This window comes from Carboxylicivirga sp. (assembly GCF_982718395.1).
The window spans coordinates 69,648-86,910 of sequence record NZ_CEXQWX010000002.1 but is presented as its reverse complement, the minus strand read 5'-3'; the positions used below and the strand labels follow the sequence as shown (position 1 = coordinate 86,910).

Sequence of the window (17,263 nt, the reverse complement as noted above, 5' to 3'; positions counted from 1 at the left end):
CCATGACCCTACTAATTACCATATACATACCGCTCGAAATATTATCTGACAATAAAATCTTATTTATTGCACTATTTGCTTTCATCGTTGCATATACCATCCCTTTTGATATCAGGGATTTAAAATCAGATCCTAAACAACTCAAAACAATCCCGCAGCTAATCGGCACAAGCCATTCTGTGCGGTTGTCACAAACCATTGTAATAGTGGTTATCTCAATATTGAGTTTTAAATCGAATAATGCCTTGATTTATGTAGCCAATTTACTGTTTGGTATTCTCTCTCTAATAGCATTTGAGAAGGTCAAGCACAACAGTAATCGCGACTACATTAATTTCTATATTGAAGGTTTACCTGTTTGGTGGCTGATTCTATTACTTCTTCCCGCATTGGTTTAAAATGCAAATTCAAGTCCTAACTTGAAAGCCCAGTTATCGATAGCATCGGGCAATTTATAGGCACCATAGCGATAATGAACTGATAGTCCATATTGAAAAATAAAGTTTGAAAACAGGTTTTTAAAATACACACCTGATTCATAATACCCTTTACTAAAGTCTTTAATTCCAACTGGGGCATTACCAAAAGCAACATTGGTACTTAAAATGATTTCCGGTTTGATACGATTTTCGGTATTCAAACCTAGTGGAATTCCATGAGACAGGTATAATGCTCCGAACTCGTTGGCTGCAAATTCATTCAAACGCATCGTACCAAATGTATAGGGAACAAAAATTGTGAAAGATTTGTAACTACCCAAAGCGCTATACAACAAAGTAGAAGAGTATTCTCCACTTAAATAACCACCTTCAAGCCGAAGCGTAGTATACATGGAATTAGGATAATTAAATTGCTTATGTATTCTGGCTTCGTAACGCTCATAGTCCATTTTCTCATTGGTTTCCATACGGCCAAATCCAGCATTAACCCATACAACGGGCCATTTGGTTCCATTCGATATCTTTCCCAATGGTGAATTGGTAAAAGTTTCTTTCTGCGCCCATTTTAATTTTAGCTTAGTCTCTTTTTGTTCAAAGGATGCTGCCACATCTGTATTATCAGAAAAATGATATGGTCGTAGCGGGGTTACATCCTGATTGGAATATTCAAGACCAGCTTTCAAGTATTTCAGAAATCGAAATTCAACTCCTGTTGTATATCCTTGACTCATATCCATAGTCTCAGTCAGAAACCGGCTAAAGCGCTCACTCGACATAGGTCTCACACCATCAATAAACTCAATGTCTCCGGTTGCCATCACATCATCCTGATATTTAACAAATGCCTTGTGTTCTTTATTTTCAAATGGCGTAATAGCAAGTTCGAGTCCATATTTACTTGCTTTATCACTAAAGCCATAAGTGTAATAACCTCCCGTCGAGAACTTATCAGACAGGCGCGGACTCGTATAAATACCAAGTCCTAACTTCAAGCCTTCATAATCGTTATAATCGATTAATTTAGACATATCAAGCTGTAGTTTCCCCATGGGAAGATATCCTTTAATCATTGAAATCTGTGTCTTGATTAAGGCATCCAAATGGTTTTTACGCCCGATACTATCCAGAAAACGATAGGTCAAAGAGTCTTTGGCTGTTAATGGTTCATATCTGAAAGTTGCCACATCATTCATCTTATCTGATTCCGAAATTCCTTCTAAAATAACATTATCGAAATCTTTGGCATCAAAATCCGGTTCCGTATTAATGGCCGTTATATAACTTTTCCCTTTACCTATTATAGGGAAAGGGAGTCTGCGAGCCGCTCCAAGCTTTCCAAACTGTAAACTACTTTCCAATTGCTTTGGAAACCATAACCCATTATCTGACAGTTGATACTTCTGGCGGACAAATAAACGCATACCGTTATCAATACCAGTGGTTGTGGCCGAAACAGTTTTAATGGCCATGGTATTACCATCTATATGAAATGTACCTGTTAGCCCCCGGAAGCTCTTATCCGGTTTTGGTCGATATGAAATGTAAAACACAGAATCTCCGTTGGCTTCTTTAATGGTTTCCTCCAGAATAAATTGATATGATGACAACCCTACCTTAGAGGCCGGATTAAGGTATTGGAAGCCTAAAAGCTTAATGGAATTATCGTAAAAAGAAAAAGGTTGAAGCATGGCAGGAAAGGATGCCAAAAACGGATCTTTCAAACCGCTTACCCGGCCAGATATAACTTTTTCTTTACCAATCCCTTTCTTCCAATGTTTTTTCTCTGAAACCGATTCGAACAGAAATAAATAACTATCACTTTTTAAACCAAGCGAATCTTTTAACTCGTTTATCTCTTCCGTGCTTAAATCAACCGGATAGTCAAAATCAAGCGTCATCTTATGATACATGATACAGCTAAACGGCTGGTAGTTATCTGTATTGTGTTTGCTTTTCTCAGCCACTACCTTGCGCATAATGGCTACTGCCGGATTTTCAGTTGGCAGTACATTAACCGTTGGTAAGCTATATTTAAGTGGACGCAGGTATATTTTATTATTCTTTAAAACCTCATCAACAGAAACCTGCCTGGATTCATAGCCCAAACAACTGATGGTTAACTCACTTATCGATACATTAGTCCTGATTTCAAAACGACCGTCAATATCCGTTACAGTTCCTGCCCCCTCGCTGTATACCACATTTACAAACGCAATTGGCTGCTTTGTTTTCTCATCAAGAACCTTTCCTTTATACACCTGACTGTAAGCCGAGGGGCACATCAGAAAAATTAATAGTATTATCAGTGGTAAAACGCGTTGATTCATCGGTTGTTGAGTTATGTTTGATTACAACACCGAAATTATAAAAAAACCTTGGTGTAACCTTAATTCGGCAGCTGGAATTTTACAGCCCTCTGATAGCGCGAATTTGTGATGAAAATAGTTTCAGGTATTTGGGTGAATAAAAACACATGGTAACCCAGCTATTTCAGGACAAGCCTGAAAAGGTTGTTAAATGAGAATTGGGTTCCTTTCTTACTCACCAGCTGATATTTACATAATGCTAATAGTCGGCAGGTGAGGTCAAGAACGTTTCTATTGGTATCACAGGTGATGCTCATGGTGCCGAGAACGCTTCTTCAAGTCGTTCGGACGTATCTCAAGGTGATTCGAATGCATCTCTTGTTCTCGCGGACGATGCTCGTGGTTCCGAGGATGCTTCTTCAGGTTGTTCAAACGCATATCAGAGTGATTCGAACGCATCTGTTGTCGTTGCGAACAATGCTCATGGTTCCGGGTATGCGTCTTCGGGTCATTAGGATACAAGTCAGAGTAATTAGAACGCATCTATTGTTGTCATGAATGATGCCCATGGTTCCGAGAACACTTCCCGGGAAAAGAAAAACTATAGATGCTACATTTTTTCAGGGCAAGTCTGAAGAAAAGTTACTAAGTGAGAATTGGGTTCCTTTCCTACTCACCAGCTGACATTTACACACCACTAATAGTCAGCAGGTGAGATCGGGAACGTTACGGTCGTGACTACGAAGTGCTAAAGTCGTATAGAATACGAATCGTCCGACTAAATTGATTTGATGTCTATTAGTCGGACGAGGATATGTTCATTTGGAATTTTATTTTAGCATGCCTGCTTTTAAGCGAGTAATTTCCTTGGCCGATAAATAGCGCCATTTGCCTCTTGGTATGGTCTTTTTGGTTAAGCCGGCAAAGTAAACTCGGTCAAGTTTCATCACTTTATACCCCAGATGTTCAAACATGCGACGTACAATGCGGTTTCGTCCTGAATGTATTTCAAGACCTACCTGTGTCTTATCATCTTTCTCTACAAAACTGATGGCATCGGCGTGTATAGGGCCATCTTCAAGGGTAATGCCCTGAGCCAATTGATCAAGGTGACTGGCGAATACAGGCTTATCGGTAAATACGTGGTAAATCTTTTTAGCATTATACTTCGGATGTGTCAACATCTTTGTTAACTCTCCGTCGTTGGTCAACAACAACAATCCGGTTGTTTGCTTATCCAGCCGTCCAACGGGATAAATTCTTTGTTCGCAAGCATCCTCAACCAAATCCATTACTGTTTTCTTAGCATGCTTATCTTCTACCGTCGTCACAAAACCTTTTGGTTTATTTAACAGCACATATACTTTTTCTTCCGGATCGAGTTTTGTGCCCTTATAATGCACATCATCCTTTAAACCTACAGCGGTACCCAATTGTGTTACAACCTTACCATTCACGGTTATTTCACCTTTTTCAATCAGTTTATCCGCATCACGCCGGCTGCATACACCTGCATTAGAAATGTATTTATTAAGCCGTATCTTACTTTCTTCTTTTGGTCCGGCTGCCTGCTCTTTGGTTTTAACCGGTTTCTTTCGCAAAAAATCAGGAATCTCACCTTCCTGCTTTTTGTTACGTCCCGGTCTTTTATTCTCAAATCGGTTGGAATCCTTTTTAAAACGACCTTTATCACCGTGTATATTTCGTTCTCTGCTCATCTTCTGTTCTCTCTGATTTAAGCCACAATCAATTGCAGGCTATTTTTGAATCTGCAAAGTTGATAAAAAAGCGTCGAAAAAAAGCTTATTCATCGAAAAAAAGCAGTTCGAAAGCTATTGAATAAATATCCATAATGCGAATGAATCACTTCGAAACCTTTCGTAAGTATCTGCCTTATCTAAATTGACAATTAAAAATGTTTCGTAAGAAAAAGTTGGGTTTTTAAAAAATATAAGCGAATTTTGCCTACTTATCTAAAACTAATTTTCCTATGACATTAATAAAATCCATTTCTGGAATAAGGGGAACTATTGGAGGCCAGACCGGAGAAGGTTTATCTCCACTTGATGTTGTTAAATTTTCAGCGGCTTATGGTCAATGGGCCAAGAACAGGCACTCAGGCCGCATTAAGGTGGTGGTTGGACGCGATGCCAGAATTTCTGGTGAGATGGTTAACCGCTTAGTTATCGGAAGCCTGCAAGGTTTAGGAATCGATGTTGTTAATATAGGTTTAGCTACTACGCCTACTACTGAAATAGCAGTAACTAACGAAAAGGCTCATGGTGGTATTATCCTCACAGCAAGTCACAACCCAAAACAATGGAATGCACTTAAGCTTTTAAACGAAAAGGGTGAGTTTTTATCTGCTGCCGATGGTGCTGAAGTATTGAAAATTGCGGAAGATGAGAGCTTCATTTTTGCAGAAGTTGATGATTTAGGACAGGTCTCGGAAGATGATTCGTATACCGATTTCCATGTACAACATGTGCTTGATTTGGAAATGGTAGATGTTGAAGCTATTAAAAAGGCCAATTTTACTGTTGCTATTGACTGTGTGAATAGTGTTGGTGGTATTGCATTACCAGCTCTTTTGAAGGCTTTGGGTGTTAATAACGTTGTTGAACTGTATTGCGAACCAAACGGCCATTTCCCACATAATCCTGAGCCACTACCTGAAAACCTGACTGAGATTTCGAAAGTGATTAAGGAACAAAAGGCTGACCTTGGTTTTGTAGTTGATCCTGACGTGGACCGATTGGCCATTGTCAATGAAGATGGTTCTATGTTTGGTGAAGAATATACGCTTGTAGCGGTGGCCGATTACTTGTTAAAACACAAAAAAGGTAACACTGTATCAAACCTTTCGTCGTCAAGAGCATTAGCTGATGTAACCAATGGTCATGGCGGCTCTTACCAACCGGCTGCTGTTGGAGAGGTTAATGTGGTGGCAAAAATGAAAGAAACCAATGCTGTAATCGGTGGTGAAGGAAATGGTGGTGTTATTTACCCTGAAAGTCATTACGGACGAGATGCTTTAGTAGGGATCGGTTTATTCCTGACGCATCTGGCTAAATCGGGCTTAAAATGCGCTGAACTGAGAGCTCAGTACCCTGAATACCATATTTCGAAAAATAAGATTGAATTGACACCTGAAATTGACGTGGATGGTATATTAGAAAGCATTGAGCAGAAATATCAGAATGAAAATATCAACACGATTGACGGTTTGAAGATTGATTTCCCTGAAAAATGGGTTCAGTTACGCAAATCCAATACCGAACCAATCGTACGTATATATGCCGAAGGTCAATCAATGACTGCTGCTGATGAGCTGGCTCAAACGATTATTGAGGATATAAAGGCTCTTATTTAATACAATGCCAAAACAATTTGGTGAAGATATTAAAGGCCGTCTCAAAAAGTAAATTGAGACGGCCTTTATATTTTATCACTAGTGTATGTAAGGAGATTTTCACAAAAAAGCCGGCTCGAATTAGAATTGAGCCGGCTTTTTATTTTCAATTATTTACTTACTTATTCACAAATATCTTTTGCTCAAATTGGTTCTTATCACCAATTATTTTTACCACATAGATACCTGGTTTAAGATTTAGATCTTTCGTATAATCTTCGGCTTTAAATTCATCGTTTTCAACCATCCGGCCTTTAAGGGTATAAAGCATCACCTGCTTCTCACCTATCCAACCACAATTTACTATAAGGGTTGACTTATTCTGAATATAAACCTGTACTTTATCTTGTTCTTCATCGGTTCCATCACCGATATCTGTCGGTACTTCGGTTTTTCCAAAATGCAATACGAAACGATCGTTATTTTCTACTTCTTCAGCTGTAAAGGCGTATTCTGAATTAGCATCCAACGGTACTTTAACGCCTACTGCTTTGTCTTCCAATTCAAAATCGTACTGATCAGTTAAAGTATTTATGCCTTCAATCCGGATGGTGTGATTGCCTTCTTTAGATTTTATACCCAATTGCACTGTCTTATCCTGCATTTCTTTTGGCACTACATTAATAACGGCTTTATTACCATCTACCATCGAATAGATGTAAGAAAGGTCATTTCCATCTACAAATCGCTGTTCGGAATCCATTCGCGTATAGATCATCTTACCGTTCTCACGAAGGGCAATTACCGCTTCGTCTTCAAGTCTACCATTACTTAGCTTAATACGCAAAACATCACTGTCTGTATTAGGTGCTGATTTCAATGTTACTTTATTCACATCGTGGATTCGATTACCTTCACGCATATATACCAACTGACCTGCTTTGCCATCATCTGTTTTTACATAAAAAGACTGAGATGGAGCAACAATACCGTTTGTAAATGTTTCCGGAGATGCTAAACCAGAAATAGTATTAAATGTTTCAAATGTCTTATCACTGTTTCTGGTTGAAACCGTTACATACACCGTTCCTGTTGTGTGTTCAAAATCGGCACCTGCTCTGGTTTGCTTTGGTAATTTATAGTACGAAGCATATGGGTTTGCTATAATCTGCCATCCATCCTGAAGTTGGCGCTGATAAACCGCATTATCGTTTAACTCACCTACATGAGTCACTTCTGCACCCGTATCCCTGACTTTAAACAGGAAGCCTTTCAATTCGTTTTGTGCAGCCAGATCATAGGTACCTGCATTGGCAGATACTTTATAGTAGCTATCACCATCCTGATAGTCGTACATGGCATAATCGTTAACCGGACGCAGTGCTTCATAGCTGGTCATAACGGCATTACTAATGGCATGCCCTATAAACCACCAACGAAGGTTATCGTAGGTCCATTTTATCGAAACGTCGCCATTGACTGTTCCATTTGTAATTAAGGAAGATGGATTGGCATTGGTATTTTCTACATATAATCGATCATTTGTGATTAAGGTTCCGTTTACCGTTAACTGTGAACCCGGCTGCATGGTTAATCCTGAGCTATGGTCGATGGTTAAATCATTCACCTGGGCAACAAGTGCGTCATTAGGAATAAATGGCGCATTTCCTGCATCATTCAGTGTAATGTTCGTGCCTGCTGACGGCAGTACTCCACCTTGCCAGTTGGCTGTATTAAACCAGTCGCCATCAGATCCTGTTCCTAACCAGGTATAGGCTGGTATAGATATCGAACCGAATGTAAAGTAGTTACCTTCTGCTGCAAATTCATTGTAACTTATTCTTGATGCCGACTCAACGGTACCAGCACTATTATCACCTGCCGGTGTATCAATAGAAACCTCATTCCAGTCTGAAGTGGATTTCCATTCAACCACTCTAAAGTTGGCATCTGGTGTTACACCACTCAGGTTATCCCATCTCAGCTTTACCTTCGCCTGTCCTGAAGCCGGTCCCTGGATACGCCAGTATTCGTTCTGACTAACAAACTGAACGTCGCCGGCAACACTGGTTGGGTCTTTACTCTCGTTAGCAGGACTGTTATTAAAGTACTCTGCTATCCAGTAATCGGCACCTGAGGTTATAGTACTACTGATTAAAACATCACCTAAGCGGTCGGCGTCTCCAACCGGGAAGCTAAAACTATCGCCATTATTAACCAGTTTGGTAAGTGGTCCCTGGACGTATGAAGTTGCTCCCCCACCAATTATTGCTGAAGCTAAATTACTTTTAACAACCAGGTTTTTATCGTTATTGTTGAAGATAATACCACTCGACAAGTTCAGGTAATTATCGATGTCAACATCAATATTAATGGCAACACCATTTGTGTTGTTAATCTCAAAATAATCAATCCCATTTGTTCCGGTAAGTGCAGATGTCCCTCTTATTGACTGCAAAGAGGTACCGCTAAATACAACCCTCGCACCATTATCACCCGAATCAAATGCACCGGCGTCAAAAATGAAATCTTTTTTAAGAATTAAGTTTTTGTCATTATTGTTGACTACTGAAGCTCCATTAATCTGCAGATCACCTAATATGGTGAGGTTATGGTTTGGTAACCTTCGTTCATTGGTTCCTGCAAAAATCAAGTTATTTACACTGGTTAAGTCTCCCAGCATACTATAATCTGTAGAGCCGGTATATTCCAGTGTTCCTCCCGATGATGATATAAAGCTATCATAAACACCAGCAGGCATAACACCTGTTTCGGCTGAAAACTTACCAGTTCCATCAACATCACCTAAGCGATGAGCATAAGTGCTTCCAATAGCAAGTGTACCATTAATGGTGGTTTGGTATGATGATACTGCATCTGCCGTAACCGAAACATTTGTACCTACGTCTACAATAACAATTGATCCGCGAGGTCCGCCAGCCGGCACTGCACCTCCGGCCGTTGGATAAGTATCCCAGGTTGATGCCTGATTCCAAGGTCCATCTGTAATTGATATATAGGTTGGCACTCTGTCTGGAATTGCCGGATCAACACCTGCCGTATAATCACCAGTAATTTCCGAGCTTGTTATAGTTGTTGTCAAATCAAACACCAACTCTTTATTTCCCTGATCAATCGTACCAAGATCTTTATTCCAATCTCCTGAACCATCAGCTAATAATCTGGCTGTTATATAGTCATCAATTGTATTAGCACCACTAACATTAACATCACCAGCATCGTACTTCATACGAATTTCGCCAGTAAATCCGGTTATATCTTCCGATTTCAGTATCCAGTGGTAATCCAATACATTGGCAGGATCGATGGCACTTGGGTGATATTCATCTGCAGCTTTCACTGTAATGTAACCAGTTGATGAAGTGTTCGAATCAATCCGAATTGTAACAGGTGTATACTTTCCACCTGATCCCATTGGATAAACAAATGTTTTTGGTGTAGTATTAAAGTATTTTCTTACACCATTGTCGGTAAACGAAATATTCGTTTGGATCATATTGGATGCAGAGAAAGGATTAACCGCTTCAATGGTACTTCCTGAATTAAGCATCAGTAAGTTCTTGTCAATGTTAAATACTCCATCTTCTAACCTTAAATTCTTCTTAATGGTTAGTTGGTTACCTAACGGTACATCTACACCAGCACTGTTGTTTATGGTTAAAACATCGAATATACCTGAACCAGACAAGGTTTGTGCAATAGTTCCATTGACAACAATACCTTTCCCGCTTGTATTTTGATGCTCTCCGTCGAAGCTTATATTTCGCTGTATCTCTATTTGGTTGCCATTATCGGTTAATGTTCCGCCGGCAAAAACCAAATTGTTATCTATATCCAGATTAGCACCTGATGCATGTAACACCAATTCGTGGGTTCCGCTTTTTTCAAGGTCAAAGAAGTTAACATCTCCCGAAATAGTCTGTCTTGAGGCCCCATTTAAGTACGTTGTGTTACTATTATGGGTAAATGTTCCGTTATTAACAAAGTTACCTCCAACACTCAGGTCTAATCCGGCTGCATCAAACTCTGCCAGTGCATCAATTTGGAATGCTCCACTTAAAGATAATCCTTTAACACTAAGGCTGGCTATTGGATTGTTGTTACTAGAATTATCAACAGTCAGGTTGGCTAAACCTATTGAAGAATTAATACCTAAAATCTGGCTCGCATTTGTGGAAGTACCACCAATCATTATCGTAGATGCCGAACCAACGCTTGATGTTTCAGGGTCGAGTAATAAAGCTGCTACTGTTGGTGTTGTCTGTGCATTTTCAATGTATAAACTTCCACCGGCATGAGTGAAGTTACTACCTGAACCGAGTATTTCAAATACACCTCTATTATTCACAGTGGCAGATCCTGTACCAATTCGAACGGTTCCTGCTGTCTGATTATAACCTAAGACTCCTACATCTGAAACAGTTCCTCTTCGAACCTGTCCTCCAACAATTAAGTTACCGCCTGCAACTTCAATTAAGGCATTACCTGATGCTGAATAGATAATCGGATTATCTCCTCCATCCATATCAAGTGTTCCTCCTTCTATTCGAAGTAATCCATCCAATTCTATTCCTGAGTTACCTTCTGCATTAACTAATCCATTTTTAATGATCAAGGCAGATGTAGATGGAAGGTTAAAGTGTGCATTACCTGTCGTCAGGTCAATGTCAATACCTGCATTATCAAGAATAAGAGTACCACTTGTTAATTCCAGTGCTTTAGGATCACCATCGGTGGCTCCATTCAAATTAAAATCACTAACAAAATTAGCTGTTACTGATTGATCAACACCTTTATTGACAACAATACGATATAAATCAGCTGTTGAGGTAGCATCTTCTACATCGAAGGTCATATTTTCGGATCCTTCCAAATAAAGCGTGACGTGTTCTGCAGAGTTCGAGGTCCACAAATCTAATCCATCACCAGATTCTGTTTGTGAAATATGCCTGTTCACCCTCAGTTGATGATCTAACATAGCACCACCTGTTCCTCGAACCTGTATTGTATTATTACTATTATCCATAATGATGTCTCGCCCGATTGTTACCGTGCGCGCTGTTCCTGTATTTTGGTATGCTAATTCAGCACCTCCTCCACTTGAACCGCGCATAAACATGAAAAAGTCACGACCAATCGTTAAATCGCCATCTGCATCATTTGTTAATAGAATATTTGCATCACCTAATACCTCAAGATTTCCATTTGTAACTATATTCTTTGTGAAACTAACATCTCTATCATAACTTCCCCAACCAGGTGAGGCAACTAATAAATTAGGTAACTCATCTGGTGTATTAGTTAATTCTCTTACATTACCCGAACCTGGGTCTGAAAACTCATAAAGAACATATGAACTATCGTTAGCAGCAAATTCGCCTAAGTCCATTGTACTCATATCTGGATCACTGTGCCGGTTCCAGAACATTCCTTCACCCCTTACCATTTCAGCTGAGAGCTGACCTGTACCATTGATACAGATCGCAGGTCGGAATTGGAAATTATAGCGGTAAGCACGCGGAACCGGATTACCGCTATCATCTGTCATCTGATCAAATACAATCTCCGCACAAGTAATGTCATCGCCGCTATCTACACAAACACCATGCGGCAGTCCATAACTGGATGATAGGGAAGCCTGGTCGTCCCATGGTATCCATCCAATAACAGCAACATCTCCATTGCCAGGTATATCACCAGCCTCTGCCTGACGGCTATCATGCTTACCATAAGATGCATTCGCACCAAATGTCCAGGATGAATTCTCATCCCACTTGGCCTGGTAAGCGTCACTACCTCTATACTTGGTATAGAAAACCCTTACTGACCCCGTAAAGCGATTGGCAACTCCTGCAGAATAATTGGCATTTTCCAGTGTAAAGCCGTTTTGGGTATTACTCTGCTCCGAACCTCCACTAGTTGTTTTTGTATCATTAAAAGTGATAATGTTATTGCTGGTATTAACATTGCCCAAACTATTTTCATATGAACGTGTGTAAGGATTCTCATCTAATACTTTACCCGGATAGAAATTAGCCTCATCACCTGCCAAATCATCTGAACCATCGTATGTAAAATTATATTGGGCAGTTGGTAATGTTGTAAAATCTGAGTGACTTACACGCCAATAATAATCCAGAAGATTTCCTCCTGTTAAATCGGTTGTCTTCAACTCTCCATCGACAGGACGAACAGTTACATATCCATCATCGCTAAAATTAGTAATAGTTAATTCAGCAGGTGTGTACTTACCTGTTACACCAATTGGAAACGAATAAGTTGAATTACCTGTTATTAATACCGAAAGGCCACCATTGGAAGCTCCTCCGTCGGTTAAGAACATTTCATCCGTTGCATTACCTGACGTAACATTATAAGGATTAAGCGTCCCCCCTTCGTGGATATAATCAACCTTTAAGTTATATGCACCTAAATTCATTCGTCCGTGATGGTAGCTAATTCGCTTGATGACTACATCACTGGTTAAATCAAAAATACGGTCAGCCGGCGACGGATTCATTTTAATATTACCTAATACCGAACCATTTTCAGTGGTAATACTAACCACATCCTTAATCATAATCAAGGCATCTTTATGTGTGGTGCCATGTTCGTAAACACCACAAACTCCATCTGCACCCACATACATTGGTCCATACAGTCGTATCGCCTGATCTCCCTGATCAAATGTACCACTCTCTACCCTTAATTCATTTTCTACCTGAATAATTCGTGCATACCACAGGTCAGAAGGAGCATTAGCTTCAACATAAGGTGCTTTTTTCTCAGCACTCGATTCGATTAATAAGCTCTTACCAACAGGTTTATTGATTGTTAGATTATTAATGTTTAACTCATAGCTATCCAAGGTTGGATGACCAATATAGAATGTTGCATCCTCCGTTCCGTTAAATGTAAGAGTGTTATCATCGGCTGTTGAATATCCATGATCATAGGCATTATCTGCAATTGTAAAATTACGACCAACAGTTACGCTGTTACCCTGGTGATCAAGGAAGCCAGACCCGTTTATCGTTAAATCATTTAATACGGTCAGTGCAGTATTTAAAACAACTGTGTGATTTCTATCTGTTCGTTCATGGTCAATTGTTAAATTGTATACAGGTGGAACCACATACATGTCATAAGATTTATCGGCAGCTCCATTATAATAAAACCTGATGGTACCACCTGTAACATTGGCATTATCTGTTGTTGATGGAATATACAAATCGTAGGTATAACCGGAATCATCATGGATTAATATTTCCCCACCAGACATAGTAAATACATCATCAGCCGATGATAATCCAAAAATTGCATGTGAAGATGATATCTCACCCGATTCAGTTTGATTACCACGAACGATAACTTGTCCACCCGTTTGAATATAAGAAGCGCGACCAGATGCAGTACCTGTTGAGCGGAATTGTGCTATATTAACAATTCCACCATTGACTTCAAGAATTGCATTACTTGAAGGCCAATAAGCAATACCGGCACTATTACGTGTACCAAATAATCCATCTTCAACTTTTAACTCTCCGATCAGAGCCAAGGCCTGACTACCAGAACTTGATCTAACCGATGAAGCATCACCTTCGAAACCAGGTATCTGGCTTTGAGCAGATGCAGTTGAATAAACTGTTACATTTGCACCTGCAAGCCATAACCGGGCAGTTTGTCCAATGGCAAAGTCTCCTTTACTAGCGCTGGCTTCCGACAAGGTTGGAATGTGTATACTTCCTGTTAATTTGAGCGTGCCATTTTTTATCCACAAAGATTTCCTGACTTCCGGATTCTCAACGCTAAATGGTGATGTTTCAATACGCGCTAAAGTATTGGCTCCAAACAATCTAAAGTAATCAGTATTATCCGCATATACTTCTAATACATAGGTATTGTCAATACCTTTATCGATAACCAGATTATTTAAGTTGGTTGTATTGAACAAGCTTAGTGAATTATCATTTGCTCCTTCAAAACGTAAAGTAACACCTCCAGTTGTGGTCAATGTATTGTATTGAGGTGCTGTTTCGTTAGTAAAACGAACAGTTCCTCTGTTTGTAAAGTTTCCATTAACAATAAATTGATGATAAATGCTATGATATTGTCCAATTGCCGGTAAAGTGCCAGCTATAGAGTATGAGCCAATGGTATTTCCTTGCCCAACAATTAAAGCTCCACTTCCCAAGACTTCAACATTGCCACTAACATTAATTGTGATAATATCGGTCGATACATCATCATTGATTTTGATCTGCCCCTGTGTTACCGTAAGGTTATTATTAATTGTCAGATCTCCAAGAAGCGTCACAATTTGCTCTGATCCGGACAAATTAACTTCCATATCGAAAAATGTCTGATCATTACTGATGGTATATCCACCACCTTGATAAATAACGGTTCCCTCACCCTGATTTTTCGATACAAAGTGAGTTGCATCACCTGTTGGAAAGTTATCAGCTTTCATGTATACGCGTCCATCCCCTAATATCTTATTAAAAGAATGACCCGATGTTTCTTCTAAATATAAAACACCTTCAACTGTCAGGAAGTTACAAGCAATATTATCAACATTCATTGTTATCTCCCTACTGTTTTTAATTACAACCTGATCGGTTGCTCCCTGAGGATAATAATTCGTAGGGTTGTTATAAATTGCACCTGACGGATCTAAAGTCCACACACTTGGATCGTTCCAGTTTCCGGTTTTTAGTGTGTACCAAGCTTCTGATGATCCACGAGCTGTCCATACTCCTTCAATAACATCAGTACCAGTTGTCGTTAATTTGTTTGTCGTTGTATTGATAGCAGGATTAGCAGGATCCTCCCATGTACCTCCTGCTGAATCATATCTTTTAAGCTCGTAATCTGCTTCTTCACCTGATACATCGGTGTCCAGATAATTAAACTCAATATCTGCACTTGTAAGAGTAATATTAGCCTCACTTAGTTCCCAATATCTCAGTAAGTCAATTGCTGAAGCTTCAGGCGCAGTAGCATTGACCATTTTAATACCGATTTCACCTGTTCCGGTTACAGAACCATTCATATTGGAAATTGTCATCGGTGTATAATCCGTACCAGTACCAATTGGTAATGTCATATTAAATGAAGCAATGCTAGTCGCTTGTTTTTTAACAGCTCCACTACCTCCACACACTATCATATGCGTATTATCAAATGTTCCGCTAAGTGTTGCTCCATCATTAATAGTTAAATCATAATCTCCTATTAATAAGTTACCGTTTAATAGATTCAGATCATTCGAAACAGCAACGGAGGCGCTCAACGACACGTTTGCTGAGTTATCAATTTGAAGTTCGTTAATTATTGCAGGAAGTCCATTACCTGTAATTTGAGTGGAGCTACCATTATATAGATAATTTGCACCTGCATCATAATTACGAATGTTTGTTTGAATATTACCATCGGCATTACCAGCAGTTGTGATTCCACTGGCATGACCTATACCTAATGTAGCAGCATTTGCTAATGAGAAAGTTCCTGTACCTCCAATAACATAGTCTACGCAGTATAAGTTTGAAAGAATGTTAGCTGTTCCAAGTACATCAATATTTGAAGCCAGGTATTTGTCAGCTGAATTTGAAAACTCTATATTAAAGAACTGATAATAGGAATTGATGTTTTGTTGTGCTCCAGAGCCATTAAAGCCAACAGTTCCGCTTGCAGCAACTGTTCCATCATTATCACTTGTAATTGCACCTCCTGTAATACTCCCTCCAATATTTAAAGTCCCGTTGCCATCAAACCTTATAAATGTTCTGGCTGCAGTGTTGTTCATGGTAATATCACCATCAACATTTACTGTACCATCATTAATGAGAATATATGCATCACGTGTATTGTAATCATTACTTTGAAGTTCCAGGCTGCCTGTACTAAATGTTCCATCATTTACTCTGATGCCTTTTTCATCATTTCGATTAGTAGAGTTAATAAAAGTTAAACCTGAAACAACAAGAGCATTATTTCCCTGTATATCAATATACGAATCTTGATTCCCCCCGGGAATACTTAAATAACCAATCTGATTTGCAGGTGATACATCTAAAGTAATAATTCGTCTGTTAGAAATTTCAACTTTAGCAGGTGATGAGTTTTCTCCCGGATACCCTTCTAAAACTGTTGGAGTTTCCCATGAATCTCCATCCCACCTTTCCCAATTAGTTCTGTCAGACCAAACTCCAGTTTGAGCAGATGCCTGATAATCACCTATTACAGGTTTGAGATCACCAGTTATTTTAACATCATCAATATTCCAGCCCGAATAATACCAACTTCCATCAGTAGAACCTAGAGCATACCTTATTTGAACATTAGCATTGTCATCAGCATAAGCAGATAAATCAATAGATTGCGAAGTCCAACTATTATCGTCTTCTGTAGTAGTCCCATTCTCCCAGACAACATTCCAATTCGTACCATTTGTTGAAACCTCAATATAAGCATGGTCATACGATGAACTCTCAACATTCAACCAACGCTGAAAATCCAGTTGAACACTAACATAACCACTACAGTCTATAATTGGCGATGTAGCCAAGAATTCTCTATCAACCAAATCATCCGGATAAGCACCATCCAAATCTGTACCAATAGCATTGGTACCACTATAAGCTGATGTCGGGTTGGCATTCCCATGATCACCTGCACCACCTGATGGAGTACCCCTCTCAAATTCTCCTGTTAACGTCCAACCTTTATCTGTTTCAAAGTCATCGGACCAAATTGTTTCCTGCGCCTTGTTTTCACTAACAAACAATAAAAGGGTTACTATTATACACCCTAAATAATTTGTTTTCATCAACATACTTCTTTTAAAGTTATATAACTTGCTTCTTTGATAGGCCTACTAAAATATTTCCATATTGTATAGATATACCTTAGCATTATCCCCAAGATTAATAATGACCTATCGATATTTTCGACTACAAAACTATAAATATTCAATATTCTAATACTGATATAACGGAATTTGGTTACATGTAGTAAATTCTTAAAATTCAACTATCCAGTTACATACTCTATTTTACAAGGAATTAGAGTATGGTTTTTTTTGACTAATAGGTATTTTTTATGGATAAACGACTATTTTCTTAATGCCACTACTTACTCTT

At 39.1% G+C, this 17,263-nt stretch carries 5 protein-coding genes; 2 read left to right on the top strand and 3 right to left on the bottom strand.

Annotated features, from left to right (window positions below):
* Positions 1–2: 2 nt before the first annotated feature.
* Positions 3–398, top strand: coding sequence for a hypothetical protein (locus tag AC4MRQ_RS00835; RefSeq protein WP_491195733.1), 396 nt, complete (start codon positions 3–5; stop codon positions 396–398).
* Here AC4MRQ_RS00835 and AC4MRQ_RS00830 read toward each other — a convergent pair.
* Positions 395–2,767, bottom strand: coding sequence for a DUF5686 family protein (locus AC4MRQ_RS00830; protein WP_491195732.1), 2,373 nt, complete (start codon positions 2,765–2,767; stop codon positions 395–397). The genes AC4MRQ_RS00835 and AC4MRQ_RS00830 overlap by 4 nt on opposite strands.
* An 809-nt stretch (positions 2,768–3,576) precedes the next feature.
* Positions 3,577–4,464, bottom strand: coding sequence for a pseudouridine synthase (locus tag AC4MRQ_RS00825; protein ID WP_491195731.1), 888 nt, complete (start codon positions 4,462–4,464; stop codon positions 3,577–3,579).
* A 272-nt stretch (positions 4,465–4,736) separates the two neighbouring features.
* Here AC4MRQ_RS00825 and glmM point away from each other — a divergent pair, with 272 nt between their 5' ends.
* Complete coding sequence (glmM, locus tag AC4MRQ_RS00820) at positions 4,737–6,119, top strand: phosphoglucosamine mutase (protein WP_491195730.1); 1,383 nt, start codon at positions 4,737–4,739, stop codon at positions 6,117–6,119.
* A gap of 157 nt (positions 6,120–6,276) precedes the next feature.
* On the opposite strand, the gene AC4MRQ_RS00815 is transcribed toward glmM, so the two are convergent.
* Positions 6,277–16,950, bottom strand: coding sequence for a T9SS type A sorting domain-containing protein (locus AC4MRQ_RS00815; protein WP_491195729.1), 10,674 nt, complete (start codon positions 16,948–16,950; stop codon positions 6,277–6,279).
* Between the last annotated feature and the right edge of the window lie 313 nt (positions 16,951–17,263).